At 66.8% G+C, this 18,667-nt stretch carries 14 protein-coding genes and 1 pseudogene; 7 read left to right on the top strand and 8 right to left on the bottom strand.

The window, feature by feature from the left end; translation table 11 throughout:
- Window positions 1-54: 54 nt before the first annotated feature.
- The 4 genes from ACOKM3_RS08130 (at window position 55) to ACOKM3_RS08115 (ending at window position 5,447) form a co-directional block, all read left to right on the top strand.
- Window positions 55-1,533 (top strand): APC family permease, encoded by a 1,479-nt coding sequence (locus ACOKM3_RS08130; RefSeq protein WP_426898399.1) that lies wholly within the window; start codon window positions 55-57, stop codon window positions 1,531-1,533.
- The gene (locus ACOKM3_RS08125) at window positions 1,530-3,524 is read left to right on the top strand and encodes a primary-amine oxidase (RefSeq protein ID WP_426898397.1); all 1,995 of its coding nucleotides are present in this window, start codon (window positions 1,530-1,532) and stop codon (window positions 3,522-3,524) included. Before ACOKM3_RS08130 ends, ACOKM3_RS08125 begins: the two co-directional genes overlap by 4 nt.
- A gap of 11 nt (window positions 3,525-3,535) precedes the next feature.
- The gene (locus ACOKM3_RS08120; protein ID WP_426898395.1) at window positions 3,536-4,066 is read left to right on the top strand and encodes a hypothetical protein; all 531 of its coding nucleotides are present in this window, start codon (window positions 3,536-3,538) and stop codon (window positions 4,064-4,066) included.
- A gap of 61 nt (window positions 4,067-4,127) precedes the next feature.
- Complete coding sequence (locus tag ACOKM3_RS08115) at window positions 4,128-5,447, top strand: MFS transporter (protein ID WP_426898393.1); 1,320 nt, start codon at window positions 4,128-4,130, stop codon at window positions 5,445-5,447.
- 74 nt (window positions 5,448-5,521) lie between these two features.
- Here ACOKM3_RS08115 and ACOKM3_RS08110 read toward each other — a convergent pair whose 3' ends face one another.
- The 4 genes from ACOKM3_RS08110 to ACOKM3_RS08095 are packed head-to-tail and all read right to left on the bottom strand — an operon-like array spanning window position 5,522 to window position 9,410.
- Window positions 5,522-6,490 (bottom strand): electron transfer flavoprotein subunit alpha/FixB family protein, encoded by a 969-nt coding sequence (locus ACOKM3_RS08110; protein ID WP_426898391.1) that lies wholly within the window; start codon window positions 6,488-6,490, stop codon window positions 5,522-5,524.
- Between the two features lie 54 nt (window positions 6,491-6,544).
- On the bottom strand, window positions 6,545-7,330 hold the full coding sequence (locus tag ACOKM3_RS08105) for an electron transfer flavoprotein subunit beta/FixA family protein (RefSeq protein WP_426898389.1): 786 nt from the start codon (window positions 7,328-7,330) through the stop codon (window positions 6,545-6,547).
- Window positions 7,327-8,214, bottom strand: coding sequence for a 3-hydroxybutyryl-CoA dehydrogenase (locus tag ACOKM3_RS08100; RefSeq protein WP_426898387.1), 888 nt, complete (start codon window positions 8,212-8,214; stop codon window positions 7,327-7,329). Before ACOKM3_RS08100 ends, ACOKM3_RS08105 begins: the two co-directional genes overlap by 4 nt.
- A 20-nt stretch (window positions 8,215-8,234) precedes the next feature.
- Window positions 8,235-9,410 (bottom strand): acyl-CoA dehydrogenase family protein, encoded by a 1,176-nt coding sequence (locus ACOKM3_RS08095; protein ID WP_426898385.1) that lies wholly within the window; start codon window positions 9,408-9,410, stop codon window positions 8,235-8,237.
- A 142-nt stretch (window positions 9,411-9,552) separates the two neighbouring features.
- Here ACOKM3_RS08095 and ACOKM3_RS08090 point away from each other — a divergent pair, with 142 nt between their 5' ends.
- From ACOKM3_RS08090 to ACOKM3_RS08080, 3 genes and pseudogenes are all read left to right on the top strand, one after another.
- Window positions 9,553-10,743 carry a CaiB/BaiF CoA transferase family protein gene (locus tag ACOKM3_RS08090; RefSeq protein WP_426898383.1) on the top strand — a complete coding sequence of 397 codons (1,191 nt, stop codon included), beginning with the start codon at window positions 9,553-9,555 and terminating at the stop codon, window positions 10,741-10,743.
- A 53-nt stretch (window positions 10,744-10,796) separates the two neighbouring features.
- Window positions 10,797-11,468 (top strand): GntR family transcriptional regulator, encoded by a 672-nt coding sequence (locus tag ACOKM3_RS08085; RefSeq protein WP_426898381.1) that lies wholly within the window; start codon window positions 10,797-10,799, stop codon window positions 11,466-11,468.
- Window positions 11,469-11,655: 187 nt separating this feature from the next.
- Window positions 11,656-13,809 (top strand): annotated as a pseudogene (locus ACOKM3_RS08080) ((Fe-S)-binding protein); the annotation flags it as partial.
- 5 nt (window positions 13,810-13,814) lie between these two features.
- Here ACOKM3_RS08080 and ACOKM3_RS08075 read toward each other — a convergent pair.
- The 4 genes from ACOKM3_RS08075 to ACOKM3_RS08060 all read right to left on the bottom strand — a co-directional run bounded on the left by ACOKM3_RS08075 (window position 13,815) and on the right by ACOKM3_RS08060 (window position 18,640).
- The gene (locus ACOKM3_RS08075; protein WP_426898379.1) at window positions 13,815-15,296 is read right to left on the bottom strand and encodes an APC family permease; all 1,482 of its coding nucleotides are present in this window, start codon (window positions 15,294-15,296) and stop codon (window positions 13,815-13,817) included.
- A 260-nt stretch (window positions 15,297-15,556) separates the two neighbouring features.
- Window positions 15,557-17,071, bottom strand: coding sequence for a class I adenylate-forming enzyme family protein (locus ACOKM3_RS08070; protein WP_426898377.1), 1,515 nt, complete (start codon window positions 17,069-17,071; stop codon window positions 15,557-15,559).
- On the bottom strand, window positions 17,068-18,207 hold the full coding sequence (locus ACOKM3_RS08065; RefSeq protein ID WP_426898376.1) for a nitronate monooxygenase: 1,140 nt from the start codon (window positions 18,205-18,207) through the stop codon (window positions 17,068-17,070). Before ACOKM3_RS08065 ends, ACOKM3_RS08070 begins: the two co-directional genes overlap by 4 nt.
- A gap of 91 nt (window positions 18,208-18,298) precedes the next feature.
- Window positions 18,299-18,640 (bottom strand): non-heme iron oxygenase ferredoxin subunit, encoded by a 342-nt coding sequence (locus ACOKM3_RS08060; protein WP_426898374.1) that lies wholly within the window; start codon window positions 18,638-18,640, stop codon window positions 18,299-18,301.
- Between the last annotated feature and the right edge of the window lie 27 nt (window positions 18,641-18,667).

The following is an 18,667-nucleotide window of genomic DNA, read 5'->3' as shown; positions in this document are numbered from 1 at the left end:
GTCGCCATGGCCCCCGTATCGTCACCGCAACCGACCCTCTGACCAGGAGCTCAGGTGTCCACAGGAGATCCGCTGTCCCGCACGGGCCCCGACGCGGTGGGCGGCCGTCTCTCCGGCGGCCTCGGCGCGGGGGCCATCGTCTTCATGGTGGTGGCCGCCGCCGCACCCCTTGCCGTCGTCGGTGGTGTCGTCCCGCTCGCCGCGCTGCTGGGAAACGGCGCCGGGGTTCCCGGCATGTTCCTCATCAGTGGCGGCATCCTGCTGTTCTTCGCCCTCGGCCTGTCCACCATGAGCCGGCACGTCACCAAACCGGGCGCCTTCTTCACCTACGTCGGTTACGGATTGGGCCGTCCCGCCGGAATGGCCGCGGCCTGGCTGGCCCTGCTGACCTACACCGCGGCACAGATCGCCGTGTTCGCCTACTCGGGCCTGATGCTGGGACGTTGGGTCGACGGCCACGGCGGCCCCGGCCTCCCGTGGTGGCTCTGGTCCCTGGCCCTGGCCGTCTTCGTGGGCATTCTCGGCCATCGGCGTGTGGAGTTGTCCTCCAAGGTCCTGGGGCTGCTCCTCATCGCTGAGATCGGCGTCGTGCTGATCCTCTCCGTCGTCATTCTGATGGGTGGCGGTGCGAACGGGATCACCGCAGATTCCTTCCACCCCTCCGTCGTCCTGTCCGGGAGCCCTGCCCTGGCCTTGATGCTGGTCATGGGTGGGTTCAGCGGCTTCGAGTCGACCGTGATCTACCGGGACGAGGCGCGCGAGCCTGAGCGGACGATCCCCCGGGCGACGTACGCGGCCGTCGTGCTGATCACGGTGTTCTACACCTTCACCGCGTGGGCGCTGGTCCAGGGCTGGGGGAGCGGGTTCACCGCGGCGATCGCGCACGACAGTTCGGGCTTTCTCGTCACCACGACCAGCCGCTTCCTGGGCTCGGCGGGGGCTGAGGTCGTCAACCTGTTGCTGCTGACCAGTTTCTTCGCGTGTGCCCTGTCCTTCCACAACGTCATCGTCCGCTACCAGCACGCGATGGCGAACGCCGGGCTGCTGCCGGGGGCGGTCGCCCGTGTGCACACTCGCCACCGGTCTCCGTACGTCTCGTCGGCGGTGCAGACCACAACGGTGCTGGCCCTGTTGGGCGTGTTCGCGGTGTGCCGATTGGACCCCTATCTGAAGGTCTACACGTGGCTCGGCGAAGTCGGGACGGTCGCCATCATCGTGCTGATGGCCCTCACCTCCCTCGCGGTGATCACCTACCTCAACCGCGAGCGAATACCCGCCGGCCCCTGGCGGACCTGGGTCGCCCCGGCCATCGGCTTGGCCGGTCTGCTGGCTGTCGCGGCAGTCCTCCTGTGGAACTTCCCCCTCCTCCTCGGTGACGCCGATGCGGCCGGCAGCCCTCGGGTGGGCCGGCTGACCATCGGCTTCTACGCACTGCTGGCGGCCTTTCCCGCCATCGGACTCGCGCAGGCCGCCTGGCTCAGACGTGCGCGACCGGCCGCCTACCTGAAGGTCATCGACATCATCTCCACGTGACACACGTCGCAAAGCTCCAGAAAGGCCATCTCGTGACCACGCAGATCACTCACTCGCCGACCCGTACGCCGGTCTCGAGCCTGACCGCACAGGAGATCACGCGCGTCAGCGGACTCCTGCACGAGGCCGGACATGTCACCCCGGCGGTCCGCTTCGCCTACGTCGGACTGCTGGAGCCCGCGAAGGCCGACGTGCTCGCGGCACTCGCCGGCGGCCCCACCCCGGACCGCGAGGTCAGGGTCCTGCTCCTGGACACCTCCAGCGGCGCCGCGTGCGACGCCACCGTCAACCTCACCCGCGGCACCATCAGTGACGTGGAGATCGACGGCAAGAACGGTCAACTGCCGATCCTCGACGACGAGTTCGGTGCAGTCGACCCGATTCTGCTCGCCGATCAGGAGTGGGCCGACGCACTGGCCAAGCGCGGACTGACCGTGGAGGAGGTGGTCACCGCTCCGCTCTCCCCGGGCTACTTCGAGAACCCCGGTGAGGAGGGACGGCGGATCCTCCGGGTGATCGCCTTCCAGTTCTCCGACCCGACGGACCACCCGTGGGCGCACCCGATCGACGGCCTCTCGGTGTACGTCGATGTCGTCGCCAAGGAGGTCGTCCGGGTCCTCGACGAGGAACTGCTGCCCATACCTGCCGAACCCAGCAAGTTCCACCTCCCGGAAGGGCGGCCGGCACCGTTGGAGGGGCTCAAGCCGATCGAGATCACTCAGCCCGATGGCCCCTCCTTCACCGTCGACGGGGAGCGTGTCAGCTGGGCCAACTGGACCCTGGACGTCGGGTTCGATGCCCGGGAAGGGCTGGTCCTGCACAATCTGTCCTTCGCCGACCCCGACCGCGACGGCGAGGTGCGCCCCGTCGTCTACCGGGCCTCCATCGCCGAGATGCTGGTCGCCTACGCGGACCCGGCTCCCACCCGCTACTGGCAGAACTACTTCGACACCGGCGAGTACCTCTTCGGCCGCTACACGAACTCCCTCAAGCTGGGCTGCGACTGCCTGGGCGAGATCCACTACTTCGACGCCACCCTGGCCGACGAGTTCGGCAACCCGCGGACCATCAGTAACGCCATCTGCATGCACGAGGAGGACTACGGCACCCTGTGGAAGCACACCGACGTCTACGTCGAGGGTGTTTCCGAAGTCCGCCGCCAACGCCGTCTGGTCATCTCGTTCTTCACCACTGTCGGCAACTACGACTACGGCTTCTACTGGTACCTCTACCTCGACGGCAAGATCGAGCTCGAGGCCAAGCTCACGGGTATCGCGTTGCCCTCCTCGTACAAGGGTGTCGAGGAGTGGCCGTTCGCGACGGAGGTCGCGCCCGGCGTCGGCGCCCCGTTCCACCAGCACCTCTTCAGCGCCCGTCTGGACATGATGGTCGACGGCGTGGCAAACGCCGTCGACGAGGTCGAGGCGGCTCGGCTGCCCATCTCGGAACAGAACCCGCACGGCAACGCCTTCACCTTCGCCCGGCGGCGTCTCGCCTCCGAGGCCGAGGGAGGTCGCAGCGCCGATGCCTCGCTCGGCCGCACCTGGCACATCGTCAACACCGAGCGCACCAACAGGTACGGACAGCCCACGGGCTACGTACTGGAGGCCCAGCAGGGACCCACCCTGCTCGCGGACCCCGGCTCCTCGGTGCACGCCCGCGGAACGTTCGCGACCAAGGACGTCTGGGTGACCGCCTACGACCCGGCCGAGCGCTATCCCGCCGGCGACCTGGTCAACCAGAACCCCGGCGGTGACGGGCTGCCCGCCTACATGGCGGCCGACCGCAACCTGGACGGCTCGGACCTGGTCGTCTGGCACACCTTCGGGCTCACTCACTTCCCGCGCCCCGAGGACTGGCCGGTCATGCCCGTCGACTACGCCGGCTTCCGGCTGCTGCCGTACGGCTTCTTCGACCGCAACCCGGCCCTCAACGTGCCTGCGAGCGAGGGGACCCACGACAGCGGGTGCTGCTCGTCGCACGAGGACTGAGGACACCCTTCGTGCACCAGGCCCTCGCTCTTGCCTCGGTGCTCCTGGCGGCCCTCGGCGCAGTCTGCTGCGCCGGGGGCCGCCCGCGGGTCACCGCACCCATGATGGCAATGGCGCTGATGGTGCTGGCGATGCTCGACACCATGACACTCGGCTCAGTGCTGCTCGACCCGTTCGTATGGGCGGCCGTGCTGGCCTGTGGCGCCCTCGCGGCCGTGGTGATGCGCAGGTACCGCTCGCTTCGGCTGGAGCACGCGGCGCACCTGGCTGTGATGGCACTGCTCATCGGGGCTGCGGGCCTCAGCGGTGGCCGGGGGAGCCATGTAAGCCATCCCGTCGCGATGGTGGGTGCGGCCCAGACGCAGGTCATGTCCACCGGTGTGCCCAGCGGACTGCTCGTGCTGTGCGAGGTGCTTGCCGCGTGCGGCTGGGGCGGTGTGTTGCTGGGCCGGAGTCTGGTGTGCTCGGGGACGGCGTGCGCGGAACGCCTCGCGGGCGCCGGAAGTCTCCTGCTGATGGCGGGCATGTGTGTGCTGGGGTAGCCACTTCTGGACCGTACCGAGGGCAGCCGACCCACTCATTTCTCTTCACCAGGAGACGACGATGACGGAACTACAAGCTGCGGTGGGCACGTCGGCGCCCCCCGCTGTGAGCAGGGCAGCCGACCGCCGCCGGATGATCGGTATCTGCGTCGGCAACTTCATGGAGTGGTTCGACTTCTCGGTCTACGGCTACTTCGCCGTCGCCATCGGCGCCCAGTTCTTCCCGAGCGGCGACAGCACCGCGGAGGTGCTGTCGTCGTTCGCCGTGTTCGCCGTGGGCTTCGCCGCGCGCCCGGTGGGCGCCCTCGTGCTCGGGCCGATCGGCGACCGGAAGGGGCGCAAGGCGCTGTTGCAGATCACCGTGATCGGCATGGGTATCTCCACCACGCTGATGGGTCTGACACCGTCCTACGCCTCCATTGGGATAGCCGCCCCGATCCTGATCGTGCTGCTGCGCTGTCTTCAGGGAATGATGGCCGGCAGCGAGTGGTCGAGCGCCGCCGCCTATCTGGTGGAGAGCGCTCCTGAGGGGAGACGGGCGCGCCGCGCGAGCCTTCTGACGTTCTCCTCAGGGGTCGCGTTCATGCTCGGCACCCTGACCGCACTTCTGATCACCTCGACGATGTCCGAGGAGTCCGCCAACACCTGGGGCTGGCGCATCCCGTTCGTGGCCTCCGCCGTCACGGCCCTGATCGCCGTGTACATCCGCAAGAAGCTCGAGGACACCGCCGTCTTTCACGAGGTCGCGCGGCGGCGCGCGGCCGGCACCATCGAACCGGTCCCGTGGCGGGTCCAGGCCCGTGCTGTGTTGTTGACCGTGGCGTTCTCCGCACTGGGTTCGATCGGCCTGTACAACCTCATCACCTACGCCAACACCCACCTCGCGGTGACCGTCGGCATGCCACGCAGCAGCGCGCTGGTGGTGTGCATGGTCTCCCTCGTTCTGTACTCGTGCATGCACCAGTTCGCCGGTCTGCTCTGTGACCGATGGGGGCGCCGGCCGGTCGCGCTGATGGCCGGCGTGGGGCTGACCGTCGTAGGGGTGCCGGTCTACTTGCTGTGGGACACCGGCAACGTAGTCCTGGTCCTGCTCGGCCTGGTCATACTGGCGTTCTTCGCCTGCTGCGCCGCCGTGATCAACGTTGTGGTCCAGGTGGAAGTGTTCCCGGCGTCCATCCGGACCCGAGGCTCGGCGCTCGGTCACAACCTGTGCCAGTCGCTCATCGGCGGCACCGCGCCCCTGGTCTCCGCGGCCCTGGTCGCCGCAACCGGTATCGCCTTCTCGCCGGGTGTCTACCTCGCGGGCATCGCCCTGCTCGGCACCGTACTGGTGTGGTTCATGCTGCCCGAGACGAAGCACGTGGACCTGGTCCAGGGCTGAGCGGCGACGGCTGGACGGGCCGTTCCCCGTAGGGGCGGAGCCATGACCGGCTCCGCCCCTACGGTGTCCCGGGATCAGCCCTTGCGTGCCTCTGCCTCGGCGGTGAGCTGGGGCAGGACGTCGAAGAGGTCCCCTACGACGCCGAAGTCGGCCAGGTCGAAGATCGGAGCCTCGGCGTCCTTGTTGACGGCGACGATGGTCTTCGAGGTCTGCATGCCGGCCCGGTGCTGGATGGCACCGGAGATGCCGTTCGCGAGGTAGAGCTGTGGGGAGACGGTCTTGCCGGTCTGTCCCACTTGGCTCGAGTGCGGGTACCACCCCGCGTCGACGGCCGCGCGGGAGGCGCCCACCGCGGCGCCGAGGGAGTCCGCGAGCGCCTCGATCACGGCGAACGACTCGGCCGAACCGACGCCTCGGCCACCGGAGACCACGACGGCCGCCTCGGTCAGATCGGGGCGGTTCGACACCTGCCTGGGGGCCCGCGACACCACGCTCGTCCCCGTCGCGGCCGGCGAGAAGGCGATGGCGACCTCCTCCAACGTCCCGGCGGCCGCGGTCGGTTCGGGGGTGGCCGCGTTGGGCTTCACCGTGATGACCGGCGTGCCGCGCGTCACGGTGGAGCGCACCGAGTAGGTCGCCGCGAACGCCGACTGCGTCGTGAGCGGCCCGCTCTCGCCTGCCTCGACGTCGACCGCGTCCGTGATGAGCCCCGAGTCGAGACGCAACGCGAGGCGGGCCGCGATCTCCTTGCCCTCGGCGGACGAGGTGACAAGGACGGCGGCTGGGGAGGCCCGCTGGGCGATCTGCTCCAGCGCGTCGACCTTGGGGACCACGAGGTAGTCGGCGAACTCGCTCGCGTCAGCGCAGTACACCTTCTCCGCGCCGTGCTCGACGAGCGTCGCGGCGATGGAGGGGGCGGTGTCGCCGGCTCCGAGCAGGACGGCGGACGGTGTGCCCAGGCGCCGGGCCAGCGTGAGCAGTTCCAGCGCGGGCTTGCGTGCCGCGCCGTCCGCGTGGTCGACAAGGACCAGGATTTCACTCATCGTCACATCTCCAAACAATGGTGAGTAGGTAAGTGGCCGGCTGCGAATGGGGCCTCAGATGAACTTCTGCGAGGCCAGGAACTCGGCCACCTGCTTGCCGCCGTCGCCCTCGTCCTTCACGATCGTTCCCGCGACGCGCGCCGGACGCGCGGTGATCTCGTCCACGGCGGATCCCGACCCGGCCAGGCCGACCTGTTCGGACTCGATGTCCAGGTCGTCCAGATCGATCTCGGAGACGGGCTTCTTCTTCGCCGCCATGATGCCCTTGAACGAGGGGTAGCGGGCCTCGCCGGACTGGTCGGTCACGCTGATGACAGCCGGGAGCCGGGTCTCCAACTGCTCGCTCGCCGCGTCGCTTTCGCGTCGGCCGTGCACGGTGTCACCGTCGACGGTCACCTCGGACAGCAGTGTCATCTGAGGGACTCCGAGTCGTTCCGCGAGCAGGGCGGGGACGACGCCCATCCCACCGTCCGTCGAAGCCATGCCGGAGATCACCAGGTCGAAGCCGTTGTGCTCGATGGCCTTCGCGAGGACGAGCGAGGTGCCGATCGCGTCCGTGCCGTGGATGTCGTCGTCGTTGACGTGCACGGCCTTGTCCGCGCCCATGGACAGGGCCTTGCGCAGCGCGTCCTTGGCGTCGTCGGGGCCGACGGTCAGCGCCGTGACCTCGGCGTCCCCGTGCGCTTCGGAAATCTGTAGGGCCTGCTCGACGGCGTATTCGTCGAGTTCCGAAAGGAGGCCGTCCACCTCCTCGCGGTCGGTGGTGGTGTCCTCGGCGAAGCGCCGGTCGCCCGTGGCGTCGGGCACGTGCTTCACGGTCACGATGATCCTCAGGCTCACTGCCTGTCTCCTTCGTTGTCGTACGGGTAGAAACCGTGCCCGGACTTCCTGCCGAGCAGGCCTGCCTCGACCATCCGCAGAAGGAGCGGAGGCGCTGCGTAGAGCGGCTCCTTGTACTCCTCGTACATGGAGGCGGCGATGGCGGCGACGGTGTCGAGGCCGATCAGGTCAGCCAGTTGCAGGGGGCCCATCGGGTGCGCGCAACCAAGCACCATTCCGGAGTCGATGTCCTTGGCCGTCGCCGTTCCGGCCTCTGCCATGCGGATGGCGGAGAGAAGGTACGGAACGAGGAGGGCGTTGACGACGAAGCCGGCGCGGTCCTGGGCGAGCACACTCTGCTTGTGCAGGGTTGTCTGGACGAACCCCCTCGCCCGTTCGATGGTGAGCTTGCTTGTCAGCAGGGAAGGGACGATCTCGACCAGGTCGAGCACGGGAACGGGATTGAAGAAGTGGATGCCGATGATCTGACGCGCGCGGCTCGTGGCCATCCCGAGCTTCATGATGGGGATGGAGGATGTGTTGGACGCCAGGATCGCGTCCTCGCGTCGCACGGTCTTGTCGAGGGCCGCGAACACCTCGGTCTTGAGTCCTTCGTCCTCTGCGATCGCCTCGATGACCAGGTCGCGGTCGGCCAGTGCGTCCAGGTCCGTGGTGACCAGCAGGCCGGCGAGAGTGGCATCCCGTTCGGATTCCGTGAGCTTGTCCTTGCGCAGCGCTCGGTCGAGAGAGCTCGTGATACGACGTCGGCCGGCGGCCGCGGCTTCGTCGGTCACCTCCCGGATCACAACGTCGAGGCCGGCGCGCGCGCAGACTTCTGCGATCCCTGCGCCCATCTGTCCCGCACCGACCACACCGATCCTGCGGATGTCCGGGGGAGCGTTCATCGGTCTCATCAACTCCTGAATCAGCGGAAGGCGGGGATGCCGGTCAGGGCGCTGCCGATGACCAGGGAGTGGACCTCGCTCGTACCTTCGTAAGTGAGCACGGACTCGAGGTTGTTGGCGTGGCGGATCACCGGATATTCGAGGGTGATGCCGTTGGCGCCGAGGATGGTGCGGCACTCGCGGGCGATGGCGATGGCCGCGCGCACGTTGTTGAGCTTGCCCGTGCTGATCCGCTCCGGGGTGATCTCGCCGGCGTCCTTGAGGCGTCCCAGGTGAAGGGCGAGAAGCATGCCCTTGCCGAGTTCCAGGGACATGTCGGCGAGCTTTTGCTGGGTGAGCTGATAGCCGGCCAGCGGTCGGTTGAAGACCGTGCGGTCGGTGGCGTAGGAGATGGCGGTCTCCAGGCAGTCGCGGGCGGCGCCGAGCGCGCCGAAGACGATGCCGAAGCGGGCTTCGTTGAGGCAGCCGAGAGGACCGGACAGGCCCCTGGCGCCAGGCAGCATGGCGTCAGCGGGCAGGCGTACGTCCTCAAGCACCAGCTCGCTGGTCACCGAAGCGCGCAGGGACAGCTTCTGCTTGATGTCGTTCCTGGTGAATCCCGGGGTGTCGGCCGGTACCAGGAAGCCGCGCACGCCGTCGTCGGTGCGGGCCCAGACCACGGCGATGTCGGACACCGAGCCGTTCGTGATCCACATCTTGGTGCCATTGAGGACCCAGTCGGAGCCGTCGCGCTTGGCCTGCGTGCGCATGGAACCCGGATCGGAGCCGGCATCCGGCTCGGTGAGTCCGAAGCAGCCGATGAACCGGCCGGCCGCCATGCCGGGCAGCCACTGCTGCTTCTGCTCCTCGGAGCCGTACTTCCAGATGGCGTACATCGCCAGCGAGCCCTGGACGGAGACGAGACTTCGCAGACCCGAGTCCACGGCCTCGAGTTCGAGGCAGGCCAGACCGTACGAGACGGCGCTGGTCCCGGCGCAGCCGTAACCCTGTAGGTGCATCCCAAGCACGCCCAACTCGCCGAGGGAGCGGGCCAGTTCACGGGCGGGGATGGCGCCTTGCTCGAACCACTCGGCAACGTGCGGGCGCAGTTCGCGTTCGCCCATGGCGCGGACGGTGTCGCGGATGTCGCGTTCCTCGTCTCCGAGGAGTGTGTCGATCCCGAACAGATCGAAGGGGTGAGTGGGCTGGTTGGGCATCGGTCGCTCCAGACGTGCTGACAACGGTGGGCGGTGGGGCTAGCATTCGGATCTCGGATCACGGATTTTGGATCCAATTTGGATGGCAGCTGGATCGTAGCGGCACGCCCAGTGCTTGCCAAGACACGGAGGAAGAATCTGTATGTCGTCCCAACTCGCCGACACCAAGGGCGCCTTGGCCGGGATCGTCGTAGCGGACTTCGGCCGAGTGCTAGCCGCCCCCTACCTGACCATGCTGCTTGCCGACCTGGGCGCCGAAGTCATCAAGATCGAGCGACCTGACATCGGTGACGAGACCCGCGCCTGGGGTCCGCCGTACGCCGATGGAGAGGCGACGTACTTCCTGGGCGTGAACCGCAACAAGCGGTCCGTCGTGCTCGACCTCAGAGACGACCGCGACCGTGAGACGGCGCAGGAGATCATCGAGCGAGCCGATGTCCTGGTGGAGAACTTCCGCCCCGGCACCATGGAGCGGCTGGGCCTGGGCTACGAGGCAGTGCGTGGCCGCAATCCCGGACTGGTGTACTGCTCGGTCACCGGCTTCGGCACCGATGGCGGCGCCGCGCTGCCCGGTTACGACCTTCTGGTGCAGGCCATGGGAGGGCTGATGAGCGTGACCGGTGAGCCTGGCGGCTCAGGCACGAAAGCGGGCGTCGCCCTGGTCGATGTCATCACCGGTCTGCACGCCGGAATGGGAATCCTGGCGGCGCTGCGCCATCGCGAACACACGGGTACGGGGCAGCGGGTGGAGGTCTCACTGATGACTTCTCTTCTCTCTGCACTCAGCAATCAGGCATCGGCTTACGTGGCTGCCGGTGTCGTCCCCCAGGCCATGGGGAACCGACACCCCTCCATCGCCCCCTACGAAGTGGTCGAAGCAGCGGACCGACCGCTGGCCCTCGCCGTGGGCAACGACCGTCAGTTCGCGGCGCTCTGCGGCCAGTTGGGACACCCTGGACTGGCCGACGATCCGAGGTTCGCGACCAACCCGGCCCGTGTGGCACACCGTGAGGAACTGCTCGCCACACTCGCCGGCCCGCTGCGAGCCCGGCCCGCGGATGCATGGTTCGAGTCACTCACGGCCGTCGGTGTGCCCTGTGGGCCCATCAACGATCTGGCCGCGGCCTTCGACCTGGCCGAGCGCCTGGGGCTGAACATCCGTACCCGCATCGACGACCCGCACCGTGATGCCCCGGCTGAGCAGGTAGCCAACCCCATTCGGCTCAGCGCCACCCCTGCCACCTACCGGAGCGCACCGCCGCGCCTCGGGGAGCACACCGAGGAAGTCCTTGCGGACCTGGGGGATGACTTGGAGCCGGCGGCGGCCTCGTAGGATGACCGCGCCCGGCTGCAGCAGCCCCTCGGCCTCGATGGAGACAGTCACCCATGACCAGCCCCACCCAGCGGCGGCGCCCGCAGACGACCCAGCAGTTCGTCCTGGGGGAGCTGCGGCAGGCCATTACCGGCGGACAGCTCAAGCCCGGTGCCCCCGTCCGACAGGACGCTCTGGCCGAGCAGTTGGGTGTCAGCCGCCTCCCGCTGCGTGAAGCGCTCAAGACCCTGGAAGCAGAGGGCCTGGTCCACCATGAGGCGCATCGCGGTTATTACGTCGTCGAGTTGTCCCTGAGCGACCTCAGGGAGGTCTATCGCCTTCGGGAGCTCCTGGAGGCAGAGGCCGTGCGGCAGGCTTTGGCCCGGATGCGCGTGAACGCGGACGCCCTCGACGGGTTGGAGGCGGCCCAGCGCGAGGTCGAGGCGGCCGCGGAAACAGGCGACGTCTCGGCCATGACCGTGGCCAATCGCCGCTTCCACTTCACCTTGTACGAAGCCGCTGCCATGCCGCGTCTCGTTCGTCTCATCGCCACCCTGTGGGACACGACTGACGCTTACCGTGCGCTGTACTACGCCGATGTCGCCCACCGGGACGCCGTACTGCACGAGCACCGCGCTGTTCTCGAGGCGCTGGGAGCAGGACAGGGCGATGAGGTCGTCCGCCTCCTCGACCAGCACCGAGAGCACGCGGTGTCCGCACTTGACCGCATCCTCGCGGAACGGTGACAGCCGGCCGCGGGGATCGATCGAGCACTTGTTGTGGAATTTGGGATTTACACCCAGTAGTTGGTGATTTTTCAGTCCTTTTTACAGCGTGATTCGTGGTGGAGTCGGCCGACCATTGAGGCGGGTGTGCGGAGCGATGCACCTGACCCAAGGGTCCCGCGACCCGGGAAGGCCGAGCGGAGAGCTTATGCAGGTCACAGCCATCACTGTTTCTTTCGTCCTGACCGTGGCCGGGATCGTGCTGATCAGCCGGGCGATAGCAGGGCTCGTACGTGTCATCAGGCTGGGACAGGGAGTGGTGCCCGGCTCTCGTACGAATGATTGGCCGGCGCGAACGCGCACTCTGGTACGGGAGTTCATCGGCCACACGCGGATGAACCGATGGCTGCTCAGCGGCGTCGCGCACTGGTTCGTGGCTGTCGGCTTCCTCACCCTGGGGCTGACGATCGTCACGGCCTACGGCCAACTGTTCAAGGCCGACTGGGTGTTGCCGGTCCTCGGGGGGTGGCTGCCGTACGAGATGTACACGGAGTTCATCGCTCTGGCGACCACCGTCGGCATCCTGGTTCTGATGGTCGTGCGGCAGCTGAACAAGGCGAACAGGCCCGGCCGCAAGTCGCGCTTCGCCGGCTCGAACATGGGGCAGGCGTACTTCGTCGAGGCCGTCATCCTTGTCATCGGGCTCGCCATCCTTACGTTGCGCGGACTCGAAGGCGCCCTCCACGGCCTGGACGGTTACGGGCCGGCGTACTTCATCTCGTATCCGCTGGTGGCCGTCTTCAGTGGCGTGAAGTCCGCGACACTGCAGAATCTTGTCTACCTCGTCGCCATGATCAAACTTGGTGTGACGATGACCTGGGCCATCACTGTCGGGCTCAAGACGAACATGGGTGTGGCCTGGCACCGCTTCCTGGCCTTCCCCAACATCTGGTTCAAGCGCGAGGCGGACGGCGACGTCGCGCTCGGCGGGCTTCAGCCGATGACCTCCAAGGGCGAGCCGATCGACTTCGAGGACCCGGGCGAGGACGACGTCTACGGCGTCTCCCAGGTCGAGCACTTCTCCTGGAAGGGCCTGCTCGACTTCTCCACCTGCACCGAGTGCGGCCGCTGCCAGTCGCAGTGCCCCGCGTGGAACACCGGTAAGCCGCTCTCCCCGAAGCTGCTGATCATGTCGCTGCGCGACCACGCGCACGCCAAGGCCCCCTACCTGCTCGCCGGCACCGAAGGCCCGGAAACCGAACGGCCGTTGGTGGGCACGGCCGAGGAGAACGGCGTCATCGACCCGGACGTCCTGTGGTCCTGCACCACCTGCGGCGCCTGTGTCGAGCAGTGCCCGGTCGACATCGAGCACGTCGACCACATCGTCGACATGCGCCGCTACCAGGTGATGATCGAGAGCGCGTTCCCGTCCGAGGCGGGCACGATGCTCAAGAACCTGGAGAAGAAGGGCAACCCCTGGGGCCTGGCGAAGAAGCAGCGCCTGGAGTGGCTCAAGGAGCTCGACTTCGAGGTGCCGGTCGTCGGCAAGGACATCGAGGACCTCACCGAGGTCGAGTACCTCTACTGGGTCGGCTGCGCCGGCGCCCTGGAGGACCGGGCCAAGAAGACCACCAAGGCCTTCGCCGAGCTCCTCAACATCGCGGGCGTCAAGTTCGCGATCATGGGCGGCGACGAGAAGTGCACCGGTGACTCCGCCCGCCGCCTCGGCAACGAGCCGCTGTTCCAGCAGCTCGGCCAGGAGAACGTCATGTCCCTCAACATGGCGTTCGGCGAGGAGTACGACGAGGACGGCAAGGTCACCGAGGAGTCCAAGAAGCCTCGTACGGCGAAGAAGATCGTCGCGACCTGTCCGCACTGCCTGAACACGATCGGCAAGGAGTACCCGCAGATCGGCGGTGACTACGAGGTCATCCACCACACGCAGCTGCTCCAGCACCTGGTCGACGAGGGCAAGCTGACGCCGGTCACGCCGGTCGAGGGCATCATCACGTACCACGACCCGTGCTACCTGGGCCGTCACAACAAGATCTACTCCCCGCCGCGCGAGATCATCGCCAGCGTCCCGGGCATCCGCAACGAGGAGATGCACCGCCACAAGGAGCGCGGCTTCTGCTGCGGCGCCGGTGGTGCCCGCATGTGGATGGAGGAGCGGATCGGCAAGCGCATCAACAACGAGCGCGTTGACGAAGCGCTTTCCCTCAACCCGGACATCGTGTCCACGGCCTGCCCGTTCTGCCTCGTCATGCTGACCGACTCGGTCAACGGCAAGAAGAACGATGGCAAGGCCAAGGAGTCCGTCACGGTCGTCGACGTGGCCCAGCTCCTGCTCGACTCCGTCAAGGGGAGTCAGGACACGGAGCGGCCGATACGGGCGTAGGCATCCGGCTTTCGAATCGCCAGCCAGCTCGCGAAGCAAACGCCGACTGTAAACGCAGTACCGAGCAGGATGAACAACACAGGCGTGAGCGGTGTTGAAGTGCCCAGCAACAGATCGGAGCGAGCGGCGCTGAAGTACAGCAGCCATCCGAAAATGACGGCAGTGAAGAGGGGAGCGACGAGAGTGCTCCAAAGGGAGTGCCCAGTTTCGGAGTTCCGGCGAAAATAGATGATCACGGCCAGTGACACGAGCAGGACGATGGCTTCGAACGCAAAGACGCCGACACCACCGAAGACGCCGTACGCGACCTGCGGATTGATGCCCGTGAGGATGACCGTGACGACTCCCGCAATCGCGACGACATTGGCCGCGAGGGCTGCGCGGTGGGGAGAGCCGTGGCGCTTGTGGACGGCGCCGAGCGCGCGTGGCAGAACTCGGTCCTTGCTGAAGGAGTAGGCGTAGCGCGCGGTCACGTTGGCAATGGCCAGCTGCGAGGCGAGCACGCTGGTCACGATCAAGGCGGAGATGGCCTGCCCGAGAGTGTGGCCGAGAGTCGCGCCGAATGCCGCGTCGAACGACCCCGCCGGATTTGCGGCCGCGGCCGAGGGGGCTTTGTCGGTTCCCAGCGCAGTGATGAGACAGTACGCGGTGATGAAATAGAAGATTGAGATCACTGCGATGACGGTGTAGGTCGAACGCGGTATTGTGCGATTGGGATTGCGAACTTCCTCGCGAAAGATCGCGGTGCTCTCGAATCCGGAGAAGAGCGAGATCGAGAACAGGATCGCGATGACCACGGGGCCGTGCGTCAAGGCGCTCCACGTGAAGGGCTCGGTCGGGAGGCCCGACGGTCCACCCTTGAAGAGTGTCACGGCATCAAACAGGAGGATGATGGCGAATTCGATGGCCACGATGAATGCGATGACTCGGGCGTTGAAGTCGATTCCACGGTAGGAGCAGGCGGTGACGATCAGCACAAATACCGGAAAGCTGGACCACCATGGGACATTCACCCCAAACGTGCTGAGTAGGAATGTCTTCATCGCGATGCCGCTGAAGATGTAATAGGTCGCCGCGCCGAATAGGTAGAAGACCAGGGTGAGGGCGCCGGCGCCGAGTCCGATCCGTTTTCCCAGACCTTCGGATATGTACGTGTAGAAGGCTCCAGGGCGTGGAACTCGTCGTACCATCGCCAGGTAACCGAAGGAGAACAGGGCGAGGATGGCGCCACAGAGCAAGAATGTGAGCGGTGCGCCCAGGCCGTTGCCGTAACCGATCACCAGTGGAACATAGCCGGCGGCTCCGCCCAATGGGGCGATCAACCCCATGACGGATATGACGACAGAGAATGTCCCGAGTCGTCCTCGCAGACCCTTCCCGTTTTCGTGGGGGGTCGCTGCCTTGTTTGCTTCCCGCTCAGATTTCCCGCTGCTGCTGACGAGGTCGGACATTTGTCCTCCAGTGATCGGGGTAGCGGTGCGGTGTGGAACCTTGCCTTCTGTGGGTTCCTGCGGCTCACAATCTTTCGTGGCCTCAGGGGCGAAATCTTTGAGGGGGATATTTGCATACGCCTGGATCGGGGGCGTTTGTGAATATTACAAATGAGTGGCGATCTCTGTGGTTCCAGACAGGAGTGCAGGCCGCTCGCGCGACCTGCACTTTGTTCACAAGTACGTTGGGGCTGCCCGAGGTTGCCGAGAAACCGTTGTGGTCAGGCCCGCTCGAGGGTGCGCAGTGCGAGTCTGTCGACCTTGCCGCGATCGGTGCGCGGGAGTTCGTCGACGAAGATGAACTCGGCCGGCACCTTGTACGCCGCCAGTTGTGCGGCGACGAATTGCCGGATTTCGTCCCCATCGATTTCGGTACCGCTATCGGTCACCACGACTGCCCGGACCGATTCACCTGAGCGGGGATCCGGTACGCCCACGACGGCGGCATCGACGACCCGCGGGTGGGCGGCAAGAGCGGACTCCACCTCGGCGGGCGCGATGTTCGCGCCGCTGCGAATGATCATTTCGCTCTGTCGGCCGACCACGAAGAAATAGCCCTCGGAGTCCGCCTGAAGAAGATCCCCCGTTTTCAACCAGCCATCGGACGTGAGTCGCTCGGCGGTCAGCTCTGGTTCTCCGTAGTACGCCGTCATGAGCCCCGGGCAGCGCAGGAGCGCGTGGCCCGGCTGCCCGAGGAGGACCTCCGCCCCGTCGGGGGCCTCTATGCGGATCTCGGCCTCGGGGACCAACTGTCCGACGGTCCCTGTCGGCGCCTCCGTGTCGCCGGGCCTGACCACCATGATCGGTCGGGCCTCGGACGTCGCATAGGAGCCGAGCAACTGGAGCCCTGTGTGCTTCTCGAACTCAGCGACCAGCGGCGGCGGGCACGGCTCGCCGCCGTTGTTGACGACCCGTAGGCAACTGAGGTCGACGGAGTCGCGCTCCTTGACGACCTCCAGCATCTTTGTGTACATGCTCATCGTGCCCCACATCGCGGTGGCTCGGTGCGTCTCGATCGTGTCGAGGACGTCGACCGGATGGAACCGGTCGAGCAGGAGGACGGTGCCTCCCGAGACAAGGAGCGCAGCGGTGGTCGTGCTGAGTCCGTACACCCAGGCGAGCGGGAGGCACACGACGCCTCGGTCTCCCGGCCCGAGGTCCCAAACCTTGGCGTAGGTGGTGGCGTTGTAGATCTCGCTGCGCTGTGAGTGCAGAACCGGTTTGGGCCTGGACGTGGTCCCGGAGGTGTAGCAGAGCAGGAGGCCGGCTTCCTCGGGCACGTGGACGGCAGGAAGTTCCGAGTCGTCCTTGCCGAAATCTTCGGCGTGCAGGAGTTCCGGGGCGTGTTCCTTCGCGCCGAAGACGACGGTCTCGAGGGCACTCTCCCGGGTCCAGGAGAGGATGTCGTCGAGCCGGCCGGCGTCGACGAAGGCCAACTTCGGCGCCGAGTTCTCGAGTACGAAGCGGACTTCGCGTTCCCGGAAGGACGTGCTCACCGGGACATACACCGCGCCGATCCGGCTGACGGCCAGGTAGAGGGCGACGACGTCGGGGATGTTGCCAGCGAGCGACAGGACCCGGTCGCCCTGATCGATCCCGCGGGTATGCAGTCCCCTGGCGAGTCGGTCGACGTCGGCGAGGAGGCGACCGTAGGTGATGTGCTGTTCGCCGTGGACGATCGCCACATCGTCCGGCGCGAGCTCGGCGCGGGCGCGAAAATGATCGAAGAGCGTCACGAGGCACCGCCCGAGAGACGCTCATTGAGAGCCACGAGCCGGTCACTCGCGTCGAGGTACTGCTCGGCCAGTTCTATCACGACGTCGGCGGCCTTGCGTACCTGCTTGATCTGCCCGGCCACCTGACCGGCCGGAGTGATGTGCACCTCGGGAGCGGCATCGGGGTAGGTCTGGAGGCGGGTCACCGACTCACCGGCGACCAGGTCCTGGAGGGGCAGCGGCAGCGGGTCCGGCGCCTCCGGCTTCTCCCAGGCCTCCGTCCACGCGCTCTTCAGCAGGCGGTTCCGCTTGCCGGTCAGCGAGCGGGAGATGATCGCGTCGCGACTGTCCGCCGCGATCAGGGCCTCGCGCTGGACGTTGGTCATCTCGGACTCTTCGGTGCCGAGCCACAGCGTCCCCGACCACACCCCCTGAGCTCCCATCGCCAGCGCCGAGGCGATCTGGGCACCGTGCCCGACGCCGCCTGCCGCGAGCACCGGGGTCGGGGCAACCGCCTCGACGACCTGCGGCCACAGCACCATCGAGCCGATGTAGCCGGTGTGACCGCCGCCCTCCCCGCCCTGCGCCACGATGACATCCACTCCGGCCTCGACATGCCGCCGGGCCTGGGACGCGCTCCCGCACAGCCCGATGACCAGACGCCCGGTGGCGTGGATTTCTTCGGTCAGGTCTTGCGGTGGGGCGCCCAGCGCGTTGGCGATGAGCCGGACATTCGGGTGGCGGAGCGCCTCGGCCGCGTGCAGCCGTGCCGTAGTAGAGGTGGAGCGCGTGATCATGCCGTTGTGGAACTCGCCCTCGGGCAGCTCGGGAACACCATGCTCCCGGAGGATCTTCCGGGCGTAGTCGAAGTGCTCCTGCGGCACCTCTTTCAGGAGATCGGCGCGGAGCTGTTCGGGGTCCTGCTGCTCGGCGCCGGCATCATTTTGCGGGATGACGATGTCGACGCCGTACGGCTTGTCGCCCACCTCGCCGTCGATCCAGTCGAGGTCCACGGCCAACTGCTCGGGCGTTACCCCGACCGCTCCGAGTACGCCGATACCGCCTGCGCGGCTGACTGCGGCGACGACGTCGCGGCAGTGGCTGAAGGCAAAGATGGGGAACTCAATCCCGAGACGATCGCAAAGGTCAGTGTGCATGTTGCGACACTGACAGTGGATGGCGCCCCCAACCATTGTGCTGATTACGAGGGTTGGCGGCGGACCTCTACCGGCGCACGATGCCGATTTCTCACGCCGGTGGTGTCTCGTTCGGGAAGAGCCAAATCTCATCGCCTCGTACCTCGAGGCGATGACAGACGGTGTCCTCGGTGGCCGGGAAGCCGGAGACCGCCCCCGTCTTGAGGTTGAACTTGCTCGAATGTATGGGGCACTCCACGCAGCCGTCCTCGACCCATCCTTCGGCCAGGGATGCGTCGGCATGTGTGCATGTGTCGTTGAGGGCCCAGAAGGTTCCGTCGGTGTCGTGCAGGATCGCGATGTCATCGACGGTCCCGGTCACCTCCTTGGGGACGGTGACTCCCTCACCTTCGGGGATGTCGCTGGTCGTGCTCACCTTGATGCCATCGGCCATCATGGTTCCTCTCTTGATGTGTCGGTG

Origin of the sequence: Streptomyces nidicola (assembly GCF_050106155.1) — a bacterium.
Classification (GTDB): Bacteria; Actinomycetota; Actinomycetes; order Streptomycetales; family Streptomycetaceae; genus Streptomyces.
This window is presented reverse-complemented; position numbering and strand designations above follow the sequence as displayed.

What these genes read in the sequence shown, in the direction of transcription:
- ACOKM3_RS08090 (WP_426898383.1), top strand. Translation starts at nt 9,553, where the DNA reads ATGTCGTCCCAACTCGCCGACACCAAGGGCGCCTTGGCCGGGATCGTC.
- ACOKM3_RS08110 (WP_426898391.1), bottom strand. Translation starts at nt 6,490, where the DNA reads ATGAGTGAAATCCTGGTCCTTGTCGACCACGCGGACGGCGCGGCACGC.
- ACOKM3_RS08115 (WP_426898393.1), top strand. Translation starts at nt 4,128, where the DNA reads ATGACGGAACTACAAGCTGCGGTGGGCACGTCGGCGCCCCCCGCTGTG.
- ACOKM3_RS08060 (WP_426898374.1), bottom strand. Translation starts at nt 18,640, where the DNA reads ATGGCCGATGGCATCAAGGTGAGCACGACCAGCGACATCCCCGAAGGT.
- ACOKM3_RS08095 (WP_426898385.1), bottom strand. Translation starts at nt 9,410, where the DNA reads ATGCCCAACCAGCCCACTCACCCCTTCGATCTGTTCGGGATCGACACA.
- ACOKM3_RS08065 (WP_426898376.1), bottom strand. Translation starts at nt 18,207, where the DNA reads ATGCACACTGACCTTTGCGATCGTCTCGGGATTGAGTTCCCCATCTTT.
- ACOKM3_RS08100 (WP_426898387.1), bottom strand. Translation starts at nt 8,214, where the DNA reads ATGAACGCTCCCCCGGACATCCGCAGGATCGGTGTGGTCGGTGCGGGA.
- ACOKM3_RS08075 (WP_426898379.1), bottom strand. Translation starts at nt 15,296, where the DNA reads ATGTCCGACCTCGTCAGCAGCAGCGGGAAATCTGAGCGGGAAGCAAAC.
- ACOKM3_RS08085 (WP_426898381.1), top strand. Translation starts at nt 10,797, where the DNA reads ATGACCAGCCCCACCCAGCGGCGGCGCCCGCAGACGACCCAGCAGTTC.